Here is a 23,736-nt window from a genome sequence, read left to right on the forward strand (position 1 = left end):
TCTTCTAAATCTGTTTAATTTGTGTAAAAAAGGTCTCGCAGATTTTGCAGATAACACAGATAATTTTTTCAACCATAGATTACACAAATAAATAGATTTTAAAAATCTCTTAATTCTGCCGAATCTGCGAGAGAAAATAGAAATTATTTATAATCATTAAAATCTGCGGCGAAAAAAAAAATAAAAAAACAATATGAAAAATCTAAAAATAAACAATCGATTTACTGCCGAAATGCCCGCGGATCCAGATTTGACAAATGAAATTCGTCAAGTCAAAAACACCGTATTTTCATATGTAGATCCAACCAAACCTTCGGCTCCTAAACTCATTCATGCCTCAGAAGAGGTTGCAGCAATGGTCGGAATTTCAAAAGATGAAATACAGTCAGAAGCATTTTTAAATGTTTTTTCAGGAAATGAAATTCTTCCTGAAACACGTCCGTTTGCGATGTGCTACGCCGGACATCAATTCGGAAACTGGGCTGGACAGTTAGGAGACGGCCGCGCGATCAATTTTACCGAGGTTGAACACGACAATGCGTTTTTTATGCTGCAGTTAAAAGGTGCTGGAAAAACTCCCTATTCGAGAACGGCAGACGGTTTGGCTGTTTTACGATCTTCTATAAGAGAATATCTATGTGCAGAAGCAATGCATTATTTGGGTGTTCCCACTACCCGATCACTTTCTTTAATGCTGTCTGGCGATCAGGTTTTACGCGATGTTTTGTATAACGGAAATCCTGCATACGAAAAAGGCGCTATTGTTTGCCGTGTAGCTCCTTCTTTCATTCGTTTTGGAAGTTTTGAAATGCTGAGCGCCAGAAATGAGTTGAGAAACTTAAAAAATCTGGTTGAATTCACGATCCAAAACTATTATCCTGAGATTAAAGGAGATCCAAAAGAACAATACATTCAGTTCTTCAAAGCAGTAGCCGATAAAACACGCGAAATGATTTTACACTGGCAGCGTGTTGGTTTTGTTCATGGTGTAATGAATACAGATAATATGTCTATTCACGGCATCACCATCGATTACGGCCCTTATGGCTGGCTGGAAAATTATGATCCGGACTGGACACCGAATACAACAGACAATCAAAATAAAAGATACCGTTTTGGGAATCAGCCTCAAGTTGCCCAGTGGAATTTATACCAATTGGCCAATGCGCTTTATCCTTTAATTAATGAAGCTGAACCTTTAGAAAAAATCTTAGAATCCTTTATAAATGATTTTGAAGAAAATTATAAAAATATGTTTTTAAGTAAATTAGGGATTTTTACTTCAAGTGAAATTGATGGTAAAATTATTCAAGGAATTGAAGAAATTTTACAGTTATCAGAAACTGACATGACAATATTCTTTAGAAATTTAAGCCAGATTAAAAAGGATGATTCAGTTGAAATGGCTTTCGAAAAGATTGAATATTCGTTTTATAAACCAGAAGAAATTAAAGAAAACACCTTGTCAGCTTGGCAAAAGTGGTTTTCGGTTTATTTAAAAAGACTGCAGTCTGAAACACTTTCTGATGAAGAGCGAGCAGCTAAAATGAATCAGGTTAATCCAAAATATGTTTTACGCAATTATATGGCGCAATTATCGATTGATGCTGCTGATAAAGGCGATTATTCTATAATTGAGGAATTATTCGAGCTGTTGAAGAAACCATACGACGAACAGCCTGAATCTGAAAAATGGTTTGCAAAACGTCCCGATTGGGCGAGAACCAAAGTGGGTTGTTCTATGCTTTCTTGCAGTTCTTAATTTTCAGCCAAGAAATTTTATTTTTTTGCCGCGAATTACACAAATAGACACGAATTTATTATAAAAAGAATTAGTGAAAATTGGTGAAATTCGCGGCAAACTCTTATTTAGAAGAAATGTGATCTATAATATTATTAGCATGAATTCTAGAATTTTCTATAAACCATTTATGCGTCTGCATGCCGCCACAGACAACACCTGCAAGAAATAAGCCTTCTACATTGGTTTCCATCGTTTCCGGATTGTAAACAGGAATTTTTAATTCGTCTGGAGAAAGTTTGATTCCTGCTTTTTCTAAAAATGCCAAATCGGGTTTATAACCTGTTAGAGCCAAAACAAAGTCATTTTGTATTGTTATTTTTCCGTTTGGCGTTTCAATTTCTACCTCATTTTCTCTAATTGCTGTAATATTAGATTCAAAATAAGCAGTGATACTTCCTTCTGCAATACGGTTTTCAATATCGGGTTTTACCCAATATTTTACACGACTGTTGATTTCGTTTTTGCGAATAACCATAGTCACCTCCGCTCCTTTTCGCCAGCATTCTAAAGCTGCATCTACAGAAGAATTATTGGCTCCCACAACTAGAATTTTTCTGAAGGCATATTCATGTGCTTCTTTATAATAGTGACGAACTTTAGGCAGTTCTTCACCTGAAATATTCATTTCAATCGGAATATCATAAAAACCCGTTGCAATGATAACATTTACCGCTTCGTATTGTGTTTTGTCGGTTGTGATTTTAAAAGATTTTGAAGTAACTTTTTGTATATCAATTACTTTTTCAAACAAATTAATGTTGAATTTAAAATAACGATGAATGTTTCTATAGTACTCCAAAGCTTCCTGACGCCCGGGTTTCGGGGCCAAACAATTAAAGGGAATATCACCGATTTCTAATCTTTCTGCTGTTGAGAAAAACGTCATGTACAAAGGATAATTGAAAATCGAATTTACAATTGCTCCTTTTTCTATAATCAAATATTTAAGACTCTTTTTTTTTGCTTCTATTGCGCAGGCAAGACCAATTGGGCCTCCTCCTACGATTACAAGATCGTATTGGGATACAGTCATTTTATTATTTTTACCAGTCTTTATAAGGTTTTTTGCTCAGGTAAGCATTGTAGAATCTTTCATCATTTGTTACTTCCTCTCCCAGCCAATCTGGTTTTTCAAATGCTTCACTTTCAGAATTCAATTCGATTTCTGCCATTGTCAAACCTTCATTTTCGCCGTAGAATTCATCTACTTCATAAACATGATTTCCAGCTTTAATTTCATAACGTGTTTTTTCAATTTTTCCTTTTTCACAAAGTTTCAAAAGTTCCACAGCCTCGTCAAGCGGAATTTCATTTTCCCATTCAAAACGCGACATACCGCTCTGCTGGCTTATTCCTTTTATGGTTATAAACCCTCTTTCTCCCTTAATGCGAACTCTTACAGTACGTTCGGGAACAGAACTGAGGTAACCTTGGGCAATTTTATTATGAGTAAAAGCCTGTTCTTTAAAATCATTCGATTTTACCAGAAACTTTCTTTCTATTTCGATCATTTTGATGCAGTTTTTTTAAGATGCAAGTTACTTAATTTAATGCTCTCATAAAAAGTTCATTAGATAAAATATAAAAAAAAGCAGCAGCTCCTCATTCAAATACAAAACATTAAATTATCTGATTATTAACAGGTTACGTATTATTTTTTTCGTTAAATTTGATAGAATCTTAATTTCATCATCTATGTCTAAAAAAGCACTTTATCTATTAGGCATTGCGGTAACCATAATTTTAGGTACTTTTTTGTATGCGAAATTTTGCTGTGATTGCTGTAGTAAAATACCAGCGGATGATACTCCAAATACGGCCGAAGCGACCGTTGAAGAGCCCAATTTTGTTCCGTTTGTGTTAAATGGTCCAGGAATTGAATATCAAACTAATGACAATCTCAAGTTCCTTAAAAACAGTGCAAGGCTCATTATGCCCGTAAGTGATTCTTTAACAATTGGAATCGAAAAACTAAAAGCATTTTTGACAGCCGATCTTAAACAGAAAGTAACCATTACGGGTTATGCCACATCTGACGAAACCAATTCGACCAGTTTTGAAAACCTTGCTTTAGCAAGGGCAAATGACATTAGAAATTTCTTTGTTTCCAGCGGATTATCTGAAAATCAATTTGATATAAAAGGAGAAATTGTTACTAATTGGAAGAGTCATGCTGATACACTCCTTGGCCCTGCAGCGTATGCTTTTGCTGATGCAGCTGCGTCACCGTCTGCTGACGAATGGACTTCTTTAAAAGAAAAAATAAATGGAGATCCCCTCATTCTTCATTTTGGTACAAACAAATCAAGTGAAACGTTGAGTGACTTAGAAAAACAAAAAGTCAGCGACATTGCAAAATATACAGAGCATGTAAAAGAAGCGGTTGTGTTGATAGTTGGCTATTCTGATAATGTCGGAAATCGGGATGCTAATATTGTTTTAGGGCAAAAGAGAGCTGAATTTTCAAAAAACTATCTCACTAAAAAAGGCATAGATCCAGCACGAATTGAAACGCAGTCAAAAGGTCCTGATGAACCAATCGGAGATAATAATACGGCTGATGGAAAAGCTTCAAACAGACGAACTGTAATTACAATTAAATAAAAAATATATCATGAATATACCTTGTATCATAATACCTGTAATAGTAGGGCTAATATGCGGCATATTGGGCTACTTACTTGGAAAAATGAATTCTAAAACAGACCATTCCCTTGCGGCATCTCTTCAGGCCGATCTTGATGCTTGCAAAGCACATACTAAAAACTTAAATACCAGAATAGCAACTCTTGAAGCTGATCTGGCTGCAAAACCTAAAGAAACCCCACAATCTTTTGCGGCAACAGCGCCTTTGATTCTGTTTGACAGTGAGTTGGCTCAAAATGCTTTGGGTAAAAAAATTAAAGAAAACGATCTTAAAATTGTGGAAGGAATCGGACCAAAAATTGAAGCGTTGTTAAACAGTGACGGAATCACGAGCTGGCGGGCGCTTTCTGAGGCTTCAACAGAAAAATTACAATCAATTTTGGATGCTGGCGGTGAAAATTATGCTATTCATAATCCGAGTACTTGGGCAAAACAAGCTTTATTTGCCTATCAAGGAAAATGGCAGGAATTGAAAGACTGGCAGGAAAATCTTCTGGGAGGGAAAGAGTGATTTTTTAAGGTGCTGAGGCTCTAAGGTTCTGAGATTCTAAGCTTTTGAGGTTCTTAGGTTCTGAGGCTTTACGTTTCTGAAGTAAAAAGGTGCAAAGAAAAATGATAATTGTTTCTTGTTTTTTTGCACCTTATTATCTTAGCAGCTCTAAATCTCTGCTCTTTTGTTTCTATAAAACTTTATCCCACTTTTTAGAAGTATTGTACCAAAGCTGGCCGTTATGAACTTCTAAAGGGCAATCTATATTATTGGTATAAAGTGCACCTGTTCCTAATCCTTGGGGCATTTTTGAATTTTGAAGAAACGTCCATTGCGCAATTGCATTGAGTCCGATGTTGCTTTCTAATGCCGAGGTAATCCACCAGCCAATATTGTATTTTTCTGCTAAAGAAATCCATTCTTGTGTTCCTCTAAAACCACCGACGAAACTAGGCTTTAAAATAATATACTGCGGTTTGATTTCTTTTAATAATTGCTCTTTATCTGCAAACGAAAAAACGCCAATTAGCTCTTCGTCCAAAGCAATAGAAAAAGGAGTGTTTTTGCATAAAGCTGCCATTTCTGTAAGCTGTCCTTTTTTGATTGGCTGTTCGATGCTATGAAGCTCAAATTGATGTAACTGCTGTAGTTTATCTAAAGCTTCTGATGAAGAAAAAGCGCCATTGGCATCTACACGAATTTCGATCTGACTGGCACTAAAATGACTTCTGATAAAACGAAGTAATTCCATCTCTTTCTCAAAATCGATTGCTCCAATTTTAAGCTTGATACAATTAAATCCAGAGGCTAATTTTTCTTCGATCTGCTCTTTCATAAACGAAGATTCGCCCATCCAAACTAACCCGTTTATGGTAATAGATTTTAAATTTTGAGTGAAATCTGAAGGAAATAAAATATGAGGATCATCACTTTTTAAAGATAAAAATGCCATTTCGATGCCGAACTGAATTGAAGGAAATTCTAATAATTCCTCCCAAAGTTTTTCTTCTCCCAAATGGATGTTGTCACAAGCCCACTGTAGTTTTTGCTCGTAATCATCACGGTCGTCGGCGCTTAAACCACGCAGAATACCGCATTCTCCGATACCTTTTTTGCCATTTTCTTCAAGGACAATAAACCAGGTTTCTTTTTCGGTCATTACGCCGCGAGAAGTTCCTGATGGACGTTTGAAATCCAGAAGATATTTATAATAAGAAGCTTTCACTATTCTTTTTTTTTTAAAGGAAACCATATAAGTGAATTTAAGTCAGATCTAAACTTACACAATTGATATGGTTATTTTTTATTAATTACTATAAGTCGTATTAATCGATTCAGTTCAGCTAAAATGACTTTATATAACTTATATGGTTAAATCTTTTTTAATTGAAGAGCTTTACTATTTTTTCAAAGTCTTTTGATGGCAGTCCTGCTTTCTTGAATGTCTCAAAATCGGCTTTTGTTTTTTCAGTCCAACTTAAACTGTCTGTAACGTTTTGATTTTGATACTTTTTGTATAATGTTTTAGCGGTACTGTAATCATCGGTTATTAAATAAGTATGTGCTAAATTAAGTTTAATCAGTAATTCTGTGTCGTCCAATTTTTCGCCGTCTTGCAGTGCTTTTAAAGCCTTTCCAAATTGCTTAGTCAAAATGTAACAATATCCCAGCGAACTGTAGTCTAAGGCTGTTGCTTTTCCTTCGTTTACAATGGTGTTTAGTTTCGGAATGGCTTCGTTATATTTTTGGAGATTGATTAAAGTAGCCGCTTGAGTTCTTAAATCATTGAATACATTCTTAGAAATATCACTGTCTTTGTAACATTCATTTCCGAAGTCTTTGTAAACTTTTGTTTTTTCTACCGCAAGCAGTTTTTGAAATTCATCATAGCGATACTGTTTGATGATTTTGTTTAAAATACAAACGCAAAAATCGTCAGAATTGGCCATTTTTTGGGCCATTGTAGAAGTTTTACACAAACTGATAATCTCGTTTTTATTATCTTGATTCCAGCCGCGGTTCAGCTTTATATCAACCCAGGGAACTACTTCTAAAACTACTTTCTGGCTTAAAAACCAATTTTTACTTTCAAAACCAAACCAGATGGTCGCAGTATCGGGTTTTAAACAAGAAGATTTATCCAGTGACAATCTTTTTGCGTCTTTGCTGACAGGTTCTGACTGCGAATAACAAGCATTGTCAATTTTTCCGTCGGCGACATATTTTTTAGCATTCTCGTTTGAAGTAAATATAGAATAAGTGCATTTGTCGTCACCTGAAATTTTAGACATTAAAAACACGGCTCCTGCAGATCCTTTTCCAATTCCGTAAGGATCTGGAATTGCTTTTAATACAGATACCAAACTGTTGGTCATTTCTTGATTTTTGTCTAATAAGGTAATTCTATAGACAATTTCTGTTGTTCCTACAGGAAGATCTTCTGTTGAAACTGAAATACGGTCTCCTGCCGGTACCATAATTTCTTTGGTTGTTGCACGCTCTTTATCCCAATATCCGTCTTTTTGAGCAAAGGAATTAAAGGAGACTAACGATAATAAGAATAAGATATTTAATTTATAAATGCCGTATCTTGATATTTTATTGACCACTGATGAAACAGATTAAAATGAATGAGTTCGTTCTTTTAAAAATTATAAATTCTGCTAACACAGATTATGCCAAAGAATCTTCTTATGAAAATGTCTGTTTTAGCCCCGATAGAAGCGGCATCCTTTTGTGTTCTCGTTTTTTCTACGAGAACACAAAAGATACAGCGGATAGCGGGATTAGCTCCTTATATCCAGTATTTTGAAGATATTATAACTCAATAGATTCGCCAATTTCTAAAAGCATTAAATCTTTTCCTTTATCGAAAAATTTACGAATAGAATCTGCGTGATCGATTTTAATATAACCAAACGTATCGAAATGATAGCCTAGAATTTTATCGCATTCAACAAAATCAGAAGCAATAATAGCATCTTCAACATCCATTGTAAAATTATTTCCGATTGGAAGAATTGCTAAGTCCAATTTGGTACGAAGCGGAATCAATTTCATGTCGTAAGTCAATGCGGTATCTCCTGCAATATAAATATTTTTATGTTCTCCCTCAATTACAAAACCTCCAGGATTTCCGCCGTATGCGCCGTCAGGAAAACAGCTGGAATGAATTGCGTTGACATATTTTACTTTTCCGAAATCAAAGTTCCAGCTGCCGCCGTGGTTCATAGGGTGAGCCTCCAGACCTAATTTTGCATAATAGCTTGCAATTTCTGCATTGGATACTATCGTTGCATTGGTGCGTTTTGCAATAGCCTCTGCGTCTAAAACGTGGTCGCCATGTGCGTGTGTCAGTAAAATATAATCGGCTTTTAAAGTCGTAATGTCTATAGCTGCTGCTTGCGGGTTTCCTGTGATGAATGGGTCAACAAGTATGTGTTTTCCTCCAACTTCGATACCTAGAGAAGCGTGTCCGTAAAATGTGATTTTCATTTTTATTAAATTTTAGGTTGAACCTGGTTTATCTGCCTCCTAAAAAGAGGTTTACAATGATGTCTGAAATCAACGAAATCATACATACTGTAAGTAATATTGAAAGTAAAAAGGTGCTTAGTGCCAGCTTTTTTAATTCTGGATCTAACAGCTTTGGGTCTTGGTTTTTATAAACCGTAATTAAATGTTTGGTTAAAGGTATGTAAGCCAATAAAAACAAGTATTGATCAAAATTGTAGCCGCTTAACACTGCGAAGACAATTACGGCTATCATGGCTGTAACGATTAATGTAGAATGGTAAATTTTAGCTTTTTGAGCCCCAATCTGTACAACAATGGTATTTTTTCCTGCTTTTTTATCAGATTCCTGATCGCGCATATTGTTAAGATTTAAAACCCCTACACTCAATAAACCAATTGAAACTGCAGGAAGTATTAAAAGCGGATCAACTTCTTTGGCGTACAAAAAGTTTACGCCCAATGTACTTACAAGACCGAAGAAAATGAAAACAAAGATATCTCCAAAACCTCTATATCCGTATGCACTATTACCTACTGTATATCGAATAGCAGAAGCAATTGCTGCGATTCCCAGCAGTAAGAAAAAGATTGAATAACCAAAATTATCTTTGCCAAAGGCGAAATAAATTAAGATTATAGACGACAAAAGTGTTAAAAGCGACGTTATAATAATTGCTTTTTTCATGGCTTGCGGTGTTATGACACCACTTTGAATAGCGCGCTTCGGCCCTATTCGATCACTGTTGTCTGTGCCTTTTACCCCATCTCCATAATCATTTGCAAAGTTTGATAAAACCTGTAATCCTAAAGTGGTTAAAAGCGCGAAACCAAAAACTTTCCAGCTGAATACTTCTGTTGGCGTATTGATGGTTTCTGTTGGATTTGATAAGGCATATATACTGCCGACAATGATTCCAGAAACTGATAAAGGTAATGTGCGCAGTCTTGCGGCTTCTATCCAATGTTTCATATTATTATTTTAAATTTTAGAATGTAGATTTTAGATTATTATCTCTGATTAAAAAATAGACTGAAAAATCTAAAATCTAAAATCAGAAATCTACAATTATTTAAGGCAGCCATTTATTCTCGCCGAAGTTTGGTTTTCTTTTTTCTAAGAAAGCATTTCTTCCTTCTTTTGCTTCTTCTGTCATGTACGCTAAACGGGTTGCTTCTCCAGCAAAAACCTGTTGTCCAACCATTCCGTCGTCGGTCAGGTTCATGGCAAATTTCAGCATTTTTATAGAAGTCGGCGATTTTTGAAGAATTTCCTGTGCCCATTCATAAGCTGTAGCTTCTAATTCGTCGTGCGGAATTACGGCGTTTACCATTCCCATTTCAAACGCTTCCTGAGCAGAATAATTACGACCTAAAAAGAAGATTTCGCGCGCTTTTTTCTGACCAACCATTTTGGCTAAATAAGCAGATCCGTAACCGCCGTCAAAGCTTGTTACATCGGCATCTGTCTGCTTAAAAATTGCGTGTTCTTTACTTGCAAGCGTCATGTCGCAAACCACATGCAAACTGTGTCCGCCGCCAACAGCCCAGCCTGGAACCACTGCAATGACAACTTTAGGCATAAATCGAATTAAACGCTGTACTTCTAGTATATTTAAACGGTGCTGGCCGTCCTCGCCAACATACCCTTGATGACCACGGGCGTTTTGATCGCCTCCGCTGCAAAAAGAATATACTCCGTCTTTTGTTGAAGGACCTTCTGCAGAAAGCAATACTACTCCGATTGAAGTATCTTCTTGTGCGTCATAAAAGGCCTGATACAATTCTGAAGTTGTTTTAGGACGAAACGCATTTCTAACATTTGGTCTGTTAAAAGCAATGCGGGCAACTCCATTACATTTTTTATACGTTATATCTTCAAATTCTCTGGCTGTAATCCAATCCATTTTAATTTTTTGTTTTATTAAATTTAAGCGTAAAAATAAGGCATTTTTACAATTTTACCTACTTAAATTATGCGAAGTCTTTCTGAAAAAATCTTTGTATGTTAACAATTGGTATTTACCTACAAAAAATAACATTTTTTAACATTCGTTTTAAAATATAATGAGTAATTTTACAACCTAGAAATCAATGAGATACATTTTGTTTCATCGATTTAAGATTGATTTTCTTTCACTGATTTATTAACCTAAAAAACGATTTTTTTGAGAAAATTTAAAAAATTTGTCGCTCATATTTTTTCGGTTTTGTTTAATAAACCACAAAACAATGGGCAAATGATTTATGTATTTGTCAAGACTTCAAGAAAGAAATAGTAACACCTAAGGTTAAATGTTAGAATAGTATTTTTAATTAGTATCAAGTTGATTGCGAAAAGGAATATACTAATTCACACTTTCTAAAAGTTATTTTTACAACCAATGGAGCAGCCGTGAAATTACTTTTTTGCTTTTGAGAGGAATGCATCAAATTGTTTAAAAGACATACCTGCTTTAGAATGATTTCTAAAATTCATAAGGCTATCATTCTGAGAAGGATTCGAAATTATTTTATTTCTGTTTTTTTTTAATTACAATTTTTTTTAAAACTAGAATAAAAACCGAAAGGCTGCTTGTAATGAGCAGCCTTTCGTGTTATTATAAGTTTGAATTATTGATTGCTAGAGTAATAATTATCTAATTGTCTTTAACCAAATAAATTCCATCCTCCTTAATTTCAATCAGTTTCTCTTTGTATAATGCTCCGATCGCTTTCTTAAATGATTTTTTACTCATTTTTAAGACTGTTTTAATGTCTTCTGGATGTGAATCATCATTTAGACGTAAAAATCCTCTGCTTGCTCTCAGCTCGCTTAAAATTTTATCTGCATTAGGCTCAATACTATTAACCCCTTGCTCTTGCAATGCCACATCTATCTTATTATCAGGACGTATGCTTTTTATAAAGCCGCGCATTCTATCTCCGGTACGAATCGAGTCGTCATAAACTTCGTCTTTATACAAAAGACCTTTATGTCTTTCGTTTATAATTACGTTGATTCCCATATCTGTGATATGAGAAACGATCAAATCAACTTCTTCTCCCTTTTCAACCGTCAGCGAGTCGTTACTCAAAAACTGATTGGTTTTGCTAGACGCCACTAATCGATTCGTTTTTTCATCCATGTATAAATACACCAGATAACGTTTCCCTTTTTCCATCGGACGGGCCTGTTCCTTAAACGGAACCAGAATGTCTTTTTCCATTCCCCAATCCATAAAAGCCCCAACATTATTGATGTAATTGACACGTAAAAGTGCAAATTCATTCAAGAATATATACGGTTCAAGAGTTGTCGCAACGGGTCTTTGTTCGTGATCTAAATAAACAAAAACGATAAGTTCCTCGCCAATTTCAAATTCGTTTGGCACATATTTATTCGGCAGTAAAACATCGTGAGTCCCTTCTGGATCTTTCTCAGGGTTTCCTAAAAACAAACCAACTTTGGTATCACGTAATATCTTTAGTGTATTGTATTTTCCTATTTCAAGCATATTCTTTAGTTTCTAAGATGCACAGCATCTAAGTTTTTCAGCAGCAAAGGTACGAAGTTTGAAAATGAGATCGTAAAAAAATATTTTGGATCAAAAACTGTTTATGGACTGTTTATTTTTTGTTTACATTTGAGAATCTATAATTAATTCCAGATTCATGAAAAAGACCCTGTTTTATACCGTTATTTTGTGTTTATTTTTTAATCAGTTTTCGATTTCCCAAGTTTCAGAAGATCCTGAAATACGAAAAATGATCGGCGAAATCAAAACAGAAAACCTTGAAGCAACAATACATAAACTAGTTTCTTTTGGAACAAGACATACTTTAAGCGATACTAAAAGCAAAACTAAAGGAATTGGAGCAGCACAGCAATGGGTAAAATCGGAGTTTGATAAAGCGGCTTTAGAATCTGGAGGAAGATTAACAGCTGCTATAGATTATTTTACAATTAAAGCCGATGGCAAAAGAATTCCTGTGGACAGCCAGCTCGGGAATGTTATGGCAACTTTAAAAGGCACAGACCCTGCAGATAACCGTGTACTGATTATCAGCGGACATTTGGACTCCAGAGTTTCTGATGTAATGAATGTAAAATCTACAGCACCTGGGGCAAATGACGATGGTTCTGGAGTGGCTGCTGTAATAGAATTGGCAAAGGTTATGAGTAAAAGATCTTTTCCGGCAACGATTATTTTTGTAGCGGTTGTGGGCGAAGAACAAGGATTATACGGCGCTCGTCATTTGGCTGAATTGGCAAAAGCATCTAACTGGAATATCGTTGCCATGCTAAACAATGACATGATTGGAAACAGTTTGTCCAGCGGCACCAATCTACGTGATAACACACAACTGCGTGTGTTTAGTGAAACCATTCCGTTTTTAGAAACCGAAGAAGAGGCTAAAATGCGTAAATCAATCAATAGAGATAACGACAGTCCGTCTAGGTTATTGGCACGTTACATCAAAACGGTGACAGAGCAGTATGTAGACCAGCTTACTGTAAAATTGGTTTATAGAAACGATCGCTTTTTGCGCGGCGGCGATCATACTCCTTTTAGTCAAAACGGCTTTACAGCAGTTCGTTTGTGTGAAATGAATGAAAACTTTGATCATCAGCATCAGGATTTACGAACCGAAAACAATGTTGTCTACGGCGATCTTCCTGAATTTATGGATTTTGAATACTTAAGAAAAAATACATGCGCCAATTTAGCAGCATTAGCCAACTTAGCTTGGTCGCCAAAAGCACCTGTAAATGTGGGGATTGAAGTAAAGAAGCTTTCTAACTCTTCAACGTTAATCTGGTCTGCTCCTGAAGGAAATCAGCCACTTGGATATCAGGTTTTAATGCGCGAAACAGCTTCTTCACATTGGGAAAAAACTTTTTTCACAAAAGATGCTCAGATTGAAATTCCGTATTCTAAAGACAATTACTTTTTTGCAGTACAATCAGTTGATGCCTTAGGACATACAAGTTTACCCGTTTTTCCAATTCCGATTCGATAATAGAATTAACTCCAAATAGAAAAGCGCCTTAACGGCGCTTTTCTTCTTTTACAAAATCTTATTATTTATAAATACTTTCTTTTTTAAAGTGTACTGTCAATAGATAATATACAACTGCTCTGTACTTGTGCTTATTCGATTTTCCGTATTTTTCCATTACGGCTTCAATTCCTTGGTCTAATTCTGGTCCGTCTTTTAAGCCTAATTTTTTAATTAGAAAATTATTTTTTACGGTATCCAATTCAGACTGTTGTGAAGAAGCTACAGTTGAAGCATCCGCATTATAAATAGCTGGCCCGCATCCAATTGTTACTTTTGTCAATAAATCCATGTCTGGTGTTACACCGCATTTGTCTTTTAAATCTGCTTCATACTTTTTAATTAACTCTTCTCTTGTGCTCATAATAAGTTTAAATATTGGTTACTAAATTTATTTGAGTCAAAAATAAAGAATTATCTTATATTAAATTTGTATTTTTAAAATTTAACAAGTTTTTATTTAGATAAACAGCATTATTGATTATTTTTCCATTCTTCATAATCATCTAAATCCGATTTGACCTGTTTAAAAACTAATCCCAAAACAGCAATATCGTCTAGAAAACCAACTACAGGAATGAAATCAGGTATCAAATCAATCGGACTTAAAAAATAAACTAAAGAACCCATTATTGCAATAATTGAACCTTTTGGAATCTCTTTATAACTCCCGTTTAGATAATCTTTTGAAATTGAAAAGAAAAGCTGTAGATAGTTCCAAACTTCTTCTAATTTTCCTTTATTTTTATTTGCTTTTTCAAAGGCATCCTCTAGTTTCTTTTTTGCTTTTTTCTTATCATTAAGAAGCTTTTCTGCTTCATCTTTTGAATTTTTAAAATTCTCTTCTTCAAATTCTTTGTTATCTATCATTTTAATGATTTAAGGTTATAAATTTCAATATATTACAGTGCAATATTTCTACAAAAAATACATACTTACTAAAATTCCAATAATGATTGTTGATCTTAGAAAACCTATAGTACCTCTTTTTGGATGAAAATAGTATGACGAATTAAAGCGTCCTAAAAAGCCGGAAACTTTTGTATCTATGTTATCAGATGCTACATCCATCATACCATTTAAAAATGCTCCGAATATTCCATCACCTGATTTTTCATTAACTTTGTTTCTAATACCATCTTTTAGATGATTTACTCCACTATTTATTGAATTTTTTCCTTGTTGGATAAATTCTCTATCTCCATTTTCTTCTTTCTCTTCAAATCTTATCCATGCAAACCAAATCAATAAAAATGCAGTAGCACCAGTAATAATTTGACTTATACGGTCTTCATGAGCGCTGTAAATAGTAGACAAGTAAAACCAAAAAGAGACATTTGCAATAATTAAATTCCAAACGGGAGAATTAGTAGTATCTTTAAGAGGGCTGCCAATTGCAAAAATCCAGCACACAATTACTACGACAATTGCACCATAATGAGTTATTGTATCTATCATATATTTATGTTTTAATTCTACAAAGCTGGTGCATGTTTCCCTTTATTTGATCCCTCTGGATGTCTGGAGCAGGAACTACCCGTTAAACTCGATAAAGACGACGAGGATGTACCGCAGTACTTGCAATTGTATTTAGATTTTTCACTTCCTTCATAAAGTTTGTGTTTTCCTCTGTTTCCACCCAGCGGGTGACGGCTGCAAGAGCTTGCCGTTAAACTTGATATACTAGAACTTTTTGTTCCGCAGTATTCGCAATAAAAATTTGGCATAATTTGGTCTGATTTAATTTGTAATTGGAAATTTTTATCCAAAATAGAAATAGTACTGCTCTCAAATTTTTTTATTTGATTTGATGCCTATTTTATCAAATGAAACCACCTTTCTGAGTTATAAAAAAAACTCTTACCTGTATTTGGGTAAGAGTTTTTTAAAAGGCTAAACCATTAATAAAATGGTAATCGTGGTTCCTTCGTTTTTTGTCTGCTTGATAATAATTGGATCAGCGATGGTTTCCTGCAGTAAAGCTAAACGCTCGCGGGCTAACTGAATCCCTTTGGATTGATGCGTTTTCTGCGCATTTCCAGTCGTAAAACCTTTACCGTTATCTATAATTCTGCACTCTAAAATATGCTCTTCACTAATCTGAAAAGAAATAATTAATGTCGGATTAGGATGCGATTCATCAAAAGCATGCATAAATACATTTTCGACAAAAGGCTGGAGCAGCATGGTCGGAATTTCATAAAAGCTGAGATCCACTTCGGGAGCAATGTCTAATTTGAAATCAATGCGGTCTTCAAAACGCATGTTTTCTATCGAAATGTAGAGTCTCAAATATTCTAATTCTTCTTCGATTGTAATGGTTTGTTTAGAGGAATTCTCTAATGTTTTTCGCATCAGTTTTGCAAAATTGCTAATGTAAAGCAGCGAATTGTCAACATCATTACTAATCACAAAATGCTGAATGGCATTCATGGCATTAAACGTAAAATGCGGATTCATCTGACTTAACAGCGCTTCTAGTTTTGTTTCTGCAATACGCTTTTGCGCAAGCGCTTTTTCTTTGGCTTTCTTTTTATTCTGAGCAATAAAATAATATGCCAGAATCATTAGTAATAAAATGCTCAACGTAATAAACCACCAAGTGAGCCAGAATGGCGGCGCAATGTTTATATATACTAACTTGAAAAGAGTAGATTTTCCTGCATTAGAGTCGTACACTTCAATTTCTAAAAGGTATTTTCCGGATGGCAGATAAGACAAAAACAAATTATTTTTGTCGCTGTAAGGGCTCCATCTGTCGGTTGTATTTAAACGATATCTAAATTTCAGCTTATTAGGAAAGGGATGTCCTTTCGGAATAAAATTGATCGAAAAAGAATTATGCTTGTAATCAGAATTAATGCTTTTGGAGTTGTATTCGAATCCTTTATAATTTGATTTATCAATACTGATTCCATTAATTTCGATCTTACTGATTTTAAGAGACGAAACAGTAATTTGATCTTTTAGGATTTTTTCGAGATCAATTTTATAAAAACCTTTTTTTGTTCCGAGCCACAATTGGTTTCCGAAAATTTGAGACGTTGTAACTGCGGCATCTTTGAGTCCTTGCTCTTTATCTATCAATCTAATTTTTCCATTTTGATAAATATTGATTCCCATTTCTGTACCAATAAAAATATAATCTTGATAAGCTTCCAGAAACAAAATCGTATTTCCTGCCAATTCGTTTTTAGAAATGGTCTTTAGGATTTTAAATTTTTTAGTATCATCAACAATAAAAACATTTCCAAATTCTGCGGCCAGAATAAGCTGTCCTTTATTATTAGTAGTAATGTGTTTAAATTTCTTTTCTTTCCAGATTCCGTCTGCCAAATACGATTGAAATTCGTTGTTATAATAAACATACAAGCCGTTAAAAACAGAAAGAAGATATGTTTTGTCTCTGTTATTTAGTATTTTGACAATGTATTGGGGTGTATTTTTCTTGAATTTAGAATAATGTTTCGATTTCAAATTATACAAATCATCATAAACTCTGGTACCGGCATAGGTAATGGTTTCAATAAATTTGCCATCTGTGGTAAATCCTATTTTTAAGCTGTGTTTTGGAATGTAGGCAATGATCCTGCCTTCGATGTTTACTTCAAATATGCCGATATTACTTCCAATCCAAAAAGATTTTTTATGTTTTACAACTTCATAAAACTCAATTTCGTCGGCTGGAATATTAAAATTCAATTCAAAATCTCTGGATTCAATTCCTTGTTTAGACGAAATATTTGTTTTTTTTCTAATATACGCTTCCTCAACATTTTTAAAGTCTTCGCAGGAAAGTGTTTTTAAAACATTATTTTCTTTGTTTAAAATAGTAAATCCCTTATTGTGAAGAATGTATTTTTGAGAACCAAAACTTTCAAAATCAATAATAGCTTTGTTGTCAAACAAATTAAAATCGATCATTTTATCCAGACGTATTTGGTAAATCCCTTTGTCGTTGGAACCTACATACAAAATGTCTTTCGACTTATCATAAACAACATTCAGTAAAACTTTAGAGTCGATACCGTAGAAAGCCGAAATATCGATCATTTTGTCATTCAGAATCTGGTACAAACCTCCATCTGGCGTGTAAACTCCCCAGGCTGCCGCAAAAACAGTATTTCGTTTATCTTTTGCAAACTCCCACACCATTGATTTTCCAAAAACAGTCGTAGAAACTTTATTTTTTAAAAGATCTGCAATGTCGTATTTATTAATAAACCCTTCATTAGCACTATACAAAGTAGTTCCAAAAAGCCCTAAAGCATAATTTTTTGTATGAAGTAAAACAGGGACAATAACAGGTTTTTCTTTTGATTCGTCGATTTTAAATAATCCTTCAAAAATGGTAGAAAAATATACTTCTCCTTTATATTCAATAAATGATCTGGATATAAAATCTTCTTTATGATCGGGAACTTTTGGTGTAAAAACTTTGTTTGTATTAATGTCAATTATAGAAACGCCCTGTTCTGTACCCACATACATTTTATTTTTGTACGGAAATACTCTTCTGGTTTTGTCTGCCAATAAACCGTCTCTGGTTGTAAAAACAGTAATTTTTTTTCCGTCAAATTTACTAACGCCTCCGCCATAACTTGCAAACCACATATTGCCATTGCTGTCTTGAGAAATATCCCAGCAGCTGTTATGTCCCAAACCGTCAGATTCGCTTATATTAAAAAAAGAGCCATTCTCCATTCTGGAAACCCCGTTTTCTGTTCCAATCCATAAAACATTCTTAGAATCTAGAAATAAAGAGCGAACTGCATTATTGGGCAGTCCGTCTGTGGTTGAATAGTTTTTTGAGGGAAAATATTGTGCCGTGACACTGTTTGCAAACCAAAAAAAGAGCCAAAACTTAATTAGTAATCGCATCTATTAATTTTTTCTTGGTAAAAAATTTATCCGAAACAGGCACTTCTGTTCCATTGGTCATCAATAAAACATAGTCTTCCGATTTAAAACCTTTAATGTAATTTCGATTGACCAAAAAACTTTTATGAACTCTGATAAACTGCGGGAGTACCAAAATATCAGAAGTCTCTTTTAAACTTTTGGTAATCAGATGTTCGTTTTCTATCGTAAAAATACTGGTGTAAGAACCATCCGATTTACAATAGATAATACTATTGGCCTGAATAACTTCAAAACCGTTTTTGGTCGGAAAAACGATTCTTTGTTTATCAATAAACTGATTATTAATATTTTCGGTCAATAATTTAAAACGGTCAATGTCAATTTTAGAATGTTTTTTTGTTTCAAAACGAGAAAGTGCCACTTTAAAATCTTCAGCATTAATCGGTTTTACTAAATAATCCAAAGCGCTGTTTCTAATTGCCTGAATGGCAAATTCTTTATGAGCGGTTGTAAAAATTATTTCAAAATTTACGGTATCAAAATACTGCAGCAATTCGAATCCGTTTTGATCCGGCATCTGAATGTCTAAAAAAACCAAATCGGGCTGATTGATTTTTATAGATCGAACCGCTGCTGCAACCGAATTGCATTCGTCGAGTACTTCTATGGTTTCTTTATAATAACGTTCGCAAAATTTCCTTAAAAAACTGCGGGCATGTAGTTCATCATCAACAATAATAACCTTTATCTTCATGTAAAATGTAAAAAATTTGATAAACTACTAAACTACAATATTTAGACACTGCCCATTTAAAAATAATATAAAAAGGCACTAAAAATGAATGTAAGGATGTTTTTGTCTAATAAAACTTTTAAGTCCTAAACCAGTTCTTTAAAATACTGCTTCAAAATTTTATCATTTTCTGCCGTTGGCGTAAAAATTTCTAAAATAGACGGAAATTCATTCTGGCTGTACATTTCATTCAAATTCTCATTCAAACTCTTTTCGTCAAAAGCTTTATAATAATTAAAATGATACATTTTGGCCAAGTGCTCTGCCGTTAATTGATGCGAGGTTTCAAAATAAGTATTGAAAACAGGTTTTTCTTCATGACCCGGAAGAATTCTAAAGATCCCTCCTCCTCCATTATTTACCAAAACAATTTTAAAATTCTTTGGAATATAAGAATTCCACAACGCATTGCTGTCGTATAAGAAACTGATGTCTCCTGTAATAAAAACAGTTTGTTTGTTGCCGCCGACAGCCGCTCCGACCGCTGTAGATGTACTGCCGTCGATACCGCTTGTGCCTCTGTTGCAAAATACCTCTATCGTTGGGTCAATATCAATTAATTGTGCATAACGAATTGCAGAGCTGTTACTGATCTGCAATAAGCTGTTTTTGGGAAGCGATTCGATTACTTTTTCGAAAACTTTAAAATCAGAAAATTCAATTCTGTTTAAATAGTTTTTTTTCTTCGTTTTTCGTTCGCTGTAAACAGATTCTATATTTTTAAAATAAGTGCTGGCAGTAAAATTTGTTTTTGAAAACAAGTCCGTAAAGAAATCATTTGGCTCCATCACAATATGTTGGGTCAAAGCGCCAAAAGTATCGTAGGCTCTCAAAGTATCTATATGCCAGTGTTGTTTTGGTTTGTATTTTCGTAAAAAACCTTTGATTCTTTTTGAAACTACCATACCGCCAAAAGTCACCAAAATTTCTGGGTTAAACTCCTTAAAAGCAGCATCATCAAATGGTGTAATTAAAGTATCAATGCTGCTGATAAAATTGGGATGATGCAGGTTTGAAGTGGTTTCTGTCAGCACAACAATTGAAGGATCTGCTGCCAAAGAATCAATTATACTCTGATCCAGAATATGCGTATCGTTTACCCCTACTAAAACCAGTTTGCGTTTTGCTTTGTTCCAAATTGCAGCAAATTCATCACTGTTTTCGATTGTTTTTGGAAACAACGTTTTCTCAAAATGCGTAATTTTTGGCTGTACCGAAAGTTCTTCTGTGGTTTCGTACAAAGGTTCTTCAAAAGGGGCATTGATGTGAACCGGTCCTTTTTGAAGAATGGCTGTCTCGATTGCCTGATTAATTTTTAAATCATTTTCTTCTGATGCATCCTCTGTTAGATTAGCATTAAAAACAGAATGATTTAAGAATACATTTTCTTGTCGAATGGTTTGTCCGTCGCCAATATCTATTTTGCTCTGCGGACGATCTGCAGAAATCACGATCATCGGAATCTGGCTGTAAAATGCTTCTGCCAAAGCCGGATAATAGTTTAATAATGCCGAACCAGAAGTACATACAACTGCCGTTGGCTGTTTGGTCTGCTGTGCAATTCCTAAAGCAAAAAAAGCAGCGCAGCGTTCGTCTGCAATACTATAACATTTAAAATTCGGATTTTGTGCAAAGCCAATGGTCAAAGGAGCATTTCTAGACCCTGGAGAAATAATAATATTGGTAATGCCTTTGGCTGATAAAATTTCGATAATGCTTTGTGCAAGCGCTATTTTGGGGTAAATCATTCTGATCTTGTATTACTTTTTGTGAAGAAAATCTTTGTTTAGATTTTTCTTAATCTTAAGATACAAAGTTACAAACTTAGCACTTCATTTAAATTATAATTAGGAATTTATTAAGTCTCTTTCTCGAAAAAGGAGCTATTTTTGTAAAATCGAATTATTAATAAAAGCCATAATAAAAATGCGATTCTTACTTATTCTTCTCTTTTCTATAACTCTTCAAACGGTATCGTCTCAAAATCAGTTTATTCCTGTTGATATTCCGTATAAAGCGGCTTTAGAAACTGCAAAAAAAGAAGGAAAACCTGTATTTGTGATGCTGTATGCAGATTGGTGCCCACATTGTAATTTAATGAAAAGTGAAGTTTTGAGCGATCCCGCTGTTATTGATTTTTTGAATAAAAATTACATCTCTACTTATAAAAATATTGAGAAAGAAGAGGGAATTGCTTTAAAGAATAAATTCAATACCAAATCGCTGCCTACTTTTTTATTTCTGGACAGTAATGAAACGCTTTTGTATGCCTTAAAAGGCGAAATGAAAAAAGGGGATTTTTTGAATGAATTAAAATACGCACTGAATCCGAAAATGCAGCTGCCTGCGTTAGAAAAAGAGTTTTTGGCAGATCCGAGCAATTCTGATAACTATTTTACTTATTTAAATACTTTGAAAAAAGGAAAAGACCGAACAGAATTATCGCCGGCAACTCATACTTATCTAAATACACAATCGGACGCACAATTGGTAAGTGAAACCAATTGGCGTGTTATTGCCAATGGTGTTACAGACATTAAATCGAGAGAATTTCAATACGTTTTAAATCATCAAAAAGAATTTGCTGCTGTGGCTTCTCAAAACAGAATTAACAGAAAGATTGAAAGCATAGTAACCGAATTACTTCGTCCGCTGGTTGATAATCTGGACACGGTAAATTATTATAAACAAAGAGAAGTTGCGAAATCGATACGTTTACAGAAAACAGATTCTTTGGTTTTTAAATTTGATCTTACCTTAGCCGAAAGAACAGAAAAATGGGATTTTTACAAAAAAGTGACTCTGGAAGACACTGAAAAATTGGTTTGGAATGATCCTGGTTTTTTAAAAGACATTGGAAATACTTATTTCAAACACATTAAAGATACTGAGAGTTTAAAGAAAGCTATTTTCTGGGTTAATCATTCCTTAGAATTAAATGATTCCTATGACGGAAATTTACTGGAAGCCAAACTTTATAACAAAATAAAAGACCGAAAGAAGGCTTTAGAATATGCCAAAAAAGCCAAAGCGATTGCCAAAGAAATGGATTGGAATTCTAAAGATGTAGACTTACTTTTGTCTGAACTAAATACAAAATAACGCATAACATATCATGGACATATTATTACGACCAGCAACTGAGAATGATTTAGAAGCAATTTTATCAATTGTAAATCATTCCATTCTTCATACAACGGCAAATTATAATTATGAAGTCCAGACTTTGGAGGTGCAAAAAAAATGGTTCGATGATAAAACAGCAAAAAAACTTCCAATTGTTGTAGCTGATTTAGACGGCGAAGTGGTTGGTTTTGGTAGTTACGGTCAGTTTCGCGAAAAGATTGGCTACCAATATACTGTAGAGCATTCTGTCTATGTAGTGGATAATGTAACCGGAAAAGGAATTGGTTCTAAATTATTAGTCGAATTAATTCGCTTGGCAAAAGAACAGGGATATCATGTGATGATTGGCGCTATTGACGCCGATAATGCTGGAAGTATTGCTTTTCACGAAAGATTTGGTTTTGTTACTGCTGGAACCGTACGAGAAGTGGGCTACAAATTTGATCATTGGCTTGATCTGGTTTTTATGCAGCTGATATTGGTTTAACCGCAAAGTAAAATCCGTCAATTGATTGTTGTCGAATCCCTTGTGAGATTTCTCGTTTACCGAAAGGACAAAAAAAATGCAGATAAGAAAACTTATCTGCATTTTATATTTTTACTATATACTTTTACAATTAACTCTTAATCCAGTTAATAATTTCTGGCTCTGTTACCAATGTTCTTGGTTTGGTTACTTTTACCAATTCTCCTTGTTCGTTGATTAAGTATTTTTGAAAATTCCATTCAACCTCAGAATCTTGCAGTCCGTTTTTAGATTTTTGAGTTAAAAATTTATACACCTCGCACATATCATTTCCTTTCACAGAAACTTTATTCATCATCGGGAAAGTTACACCGTAATTCTGCTGGCAGAAAGTTTCGATTTCTTTAGCAGTTCCAGGTTCTTGTGAAGCAAAATTGTTAGCTGGAAAACCAATAATTACAAATCCTTTGTCTTTATATTCTTTGTAAACAGCTTCTAAATCTTTGTATTGAGGCGTCAATCCGCATTTTGATGCCGTATTTACAATCATCACTTTTTTTCCTTTAAGAGAAGCAAAATCAAAAGTATCTCCTGATAAATCTTCTACTTTAAACTGATAAATGGTTTCTTTTGTCATGGTTTTATCTGTTTTAACTGATTTCGTTTTGCTCGTTTGAGCATTGGCTTGAGTGCTTAACAAAGCTGCTCCAAATAGTATAAAAAGTATTTTTTTCATCTTGTAATTTTTTATAAAATTAGCTAAAAATCATTTCACATAAATTTAAATTTTGCTAATCAAAAGTTAAATAAAAAAATGAAGCCTAACGTTAATCAGACGTTAGGCTTCCCCCCATACAAACAAATCAAACCATGAATTAATTATTATGCAATCTTTCCTTTTATTATTAAAGTAAACCCAGATGGTATAACGCACCTTGAATCCTATATTTAAATTATAGTTGATGTCTCGGTTGTAATGAAATTTTTCTGCT

The 23,736-nt window shown here is 34.2% G+C and carries 22 protein-coding genes; 6 read left to right on the top strand and 16 right to left on the bottom strand.

All coding sequences use genetic code 11. The annotated features are described in order from the left end of the window. The first annotated feature begins 193 nt into the window (after positions 1–193). Positions 194–1,762 carry a protein adenylyltransferase SelO gene (locus tag C4F50_RS07235; protein ID WP_193845734.1) on the top strand — a complete coding sequence of 523 codons (1,569 nt, stop codon included), beginning with the start codon at positions 194–196 and terminating at the stop codon, positions 1,760–1,762. Positions 1,763–1,865: 103 nt separating this feature from the next. Here the strand turns inward: C4F50_RS07235 and C4F50_RS07240 are convergent, their stop codons facing one another. Further along, complete coding sequence (locus C4F50_RS07240; RefSeq protein ID WP_193845735.1) at positions 1,866–2,837, bottom strand: YpdA family putative bacillithiol disulfide reductase; 972 nt, start codon at positions 2,835–2,837, stop codon at positions 1,866–1,868. A 10-nt stretch (positions 2,838–2,847) separates the two neighbouring features. Next, positions 2,848–3,315, bottom strand: a complete 468-nt coding sequence (locus C4F50_RS07245; protein ID WP_193845736.1) for a CYTH domain-containing protein — start codon at positions 3,313–3,315, stop codon at positions 2,848–2,850. Between the two features lie 184 nt (positions 3,316–3,499). Between C4F50_RS07245 and C4F50_RS07250 the strand changes: the two genes are divergently transcribed. Together C4F50_RS07250 and C4F50_RS07255 are read left to right on the top strand one after the other, a co-directional pair. Next, positions 3,500–4,408 (top strand): OmpA family protein, encoded by a 909-nt coding sequence (locus tag C4F50_RS07250; RefSeq protein ID WP_193845737.1) that lies wholly within the window; start codon positions 3,500–3,502, stop codon positions 4,406–4,408. 10 nt (positions 4,409–4,418) lie between these two features. Next, positions 4,419–4,961 (top strand): hypothetical protein, encoded by a 543-nt coding sequence (locus C4F50_RS07255; protein ID WP_193845738.1) that lies wholly within the window; start codon positions 4,419–4,421, stop codon positions 4,959–4,961. A gap of 169 nt (positions 4,962–5,130) precedes the next feature. On the opposite strand, the gene C4F50_RS07260 is transcribed toward C4F50_RS07255, so the two are convergent. The 6 genes from C4F50_RS07260 to C4F50_RS07285 form a co-directional block, all read right to left on the bottom strand. Continuing rightward, positions 5,131–6,165, bottom strand: a complete 1,035-nt coding sequence (locus C4F50_RS07260; RefSeq protein ID WP_193845864.1) for an enolase C-terminal domain-like protein — start codon at positions 6,163–6,165, stop codon at positions 5,131–5,133. Positions 6,166–6,322: 157 nt separating this feature from the next. Further along, entirely contained in the window at positions 6,323–7,549 is a 1,227-nt protein-coding gene (locus tag C4F50_RS07265) for a tetratricopeptide repeat protein (protein WP_348536979.1), read from the bottom strand. 208 nt (positions 7,550–7,757) lie between these two features. Then, positions 7,758–8,435, bottom strand: a complete 678-nt coding sequence (locus tag C4F50_RS07270) for a metal-dependent hydrolase (protein ID WP_193845739.1) — start codon at positions 8,433–8,435, stop codon at positions 7,758–7,760. Positions 8,436–8,463: 28 nt separating this feature from the next. Then, on the bottom strand, positions 8,464–9,426 hold the full coding sequence (gene menA, locus C4F50_RS07275) for a 1,4-dihydroxy-2-naphthoate octaprenyltransferase (RefSeq protein ID WP_193845740.1): 963 nt from the start codon (positions 9,424–9,426) through the stop codon (positions 8,464–8,466). 100 nt (positions 9,427–9,526) lie between these two features. Further along, positions 9,527–10,360, bottom strand: coding sequence for a 1,4-dihydroxy-2-naphthoyl-CoA synthase (locus C4F50_RS07280; RefSeq protein ID WP_053473251.1), 834 nt, complete (start codon positions 10,358–10,360; stop codon positions 9,527–9,529). Positions 10,361–11,092: 732 nt separating this feature from the next. Continuing rightward, complete coding sequence (locus C4F50_RS07285; RefSeq protein ID WP_193845741.1) at positions 11,093–11,950, bottom strand: CvfB family protein; 858 nt, start codon at positions 11,948–11,950, stop codon at positions 11,093–11,095. Positions 11,951–12,107: 157 nt separating this feature from the next. On the opposite strand from C4F50_RS07285, the gene C4F50_RS07290 reads away from it, so the two are divergent. Then, positions 12,108–13,457, top strand: coding sequence for a M20/M25/M40 family metallo-hydrolase (locus C4F50_RS07290; protein ID WP_193845742.1), 1,350 nt, complete (start codon positions 12,108–12,110; stop codon positions 13,455–13,457). Positions 13,458–13,518: 61 nt separating this feature from the next. Here the strand turns inward: C4F50_RS07290 and C4F50_RS07295 are convergent, their stop codons facing one another. The 7 genes from C4F50_RS07295 to menD form a co-directional block, all read right to left on the bottom strand. Then, positions 13,519–13,860 carry a DUF2853 family protein gene (locus C4F50_RS07295; protein ID WP_193845743.1) on the bottom strand — a complete coding sequence of 114 codons (342 nt, stop codon included), beginning with the start codon at positions 13,858–13,860 and terminating at the stop codon, positions 13,519–13,521. A 110-nt stretch (positions 13,861–13,970) separates the two neighbouring features. Next, positions 13,971–14,366 carry a YkvA family protein gene (locus C4F50_RS25760; RefSeq protein WP_193845744.1) on the bottom strand — a complete coding sequence of 132 codons (396 nt, stop codon included), beginning with the start codon at positions 14,364–14,366 and terminating at the stop codon, positions 13,971–13,973. Positions 14,367–14,414: 48 nt separating this feature from the next. Beyond that, entirely contained in the window at positions 14,415–14,954 is a 540-nt protein-coding gene (locus tag C4F50_RS07305; RefSeq protein ID WP_193845745.1) for a hypothetical protein, read from the bottom strand. A 17-nt stretch (positions 14,955–14,971) separates the two neighbouring features. Continuing rightward, positions 14,972–15,223 (bottom strand): hypothetical protein, encoded by a 252-nt coding sequence (locus C4F50_RS07310; protein ID WP_193845746.1) that lies wholly within the window; start codon positions 15,221–15,223, stop codon positions 14,972–14,974. A gap of 166 nt (positions 15,224–15,389) precedes the next feature. Further along, a complete protein-coding gene (locus tag C4F50_RS07315; protein WP_193845747.1) occupies positions 15,390–18,377 on the bottom strand; it encodes a sensor histidine kinase in 2,988 nt (995 codons plus the stop codon). Continuing rightward, positions 18,361–19,113 (bottom strand): LytR/AlgR family response regulator transcription factor, encoded by a 753-nt coding sequence (locus tag C4F50_RS07320; protein WP_193845748.1) that lies wholly within the window; start codon positions 19,111–19,113, stop codon positions 18,361–18,363. Before C4F50_RS07320 ends, C4F50_RS07315 begins: the two co-directional genes overlap by 17 nt. Positions 19,114–19,238: 125 nt before the next feature. After that, positions 19,239–20,900 (bottom strand): 2-succinyl-5-enolpyruvyl-6-hydroxy-3-cyclohexene-1-carboxylic-acid synthase, encoded by a 1,662-nt coding sequence (gene menD, locus C4F50_RS07325; protein WP_193845749.1) that lies wholly within the window; start codon positions 20,898–20,900, stop codon positions 19,239–19,241. 178 nt (positions 20,901–21,078) lie between these two features. Here menD and C4F50_RS07330 point away from each other — a divergent pair, with 178 nt between their 5' ends. Further along, positions 21,079–22,254, top strand: coding sequence for a thioredoxin family protein (locus C4F50_RS07330; RefSeq protein ID WP_193845750.1), 1,176 nt, complete (start codon positions 21,079–21,081; stop codon positions 22,252–22,254). Positions 22,255–22,267: 13 nt separating this feature from the next. After that, a complete protein-coding gene (locus C4F50_RS07335; RefSeq protein ID WP_193845751.1) occupies positions 22,268–22,765 on the top strand; it encodes a GNAT family N-acetyltransferase in 498 nt (165 codons plus the stop codon). A gap of 130 nt (positions 22,766–22,895) precedes the next feature. Here C4F50_RS07335 and C4F50_RS07340 read toward each other — a convergent pair whose 3' ends face one another. Next, a complete protein-coding gene (locus tag C4F50_RS07340; protein ID WP_193845752.1) occupies positions 22,896–23,480 on the bottom strand; it encodes a glutathione peroxidase in 585 nt (194 codons plus the stop codon). Between the last annotated feature and the right edge of the window lie 256 nt (positions 23,481–23,736).

The sequence above is a fragment of the Flavobacterium hungaricum genome, from assembly GCF_015182285.1.
Taxonomy (GTDB): Bacteria; Bacteroidota; Bacteroidia; order Flavobacteriales; family Flavobacteriaceae; genus Flavobacterium; species Flavobacterium hungaricum.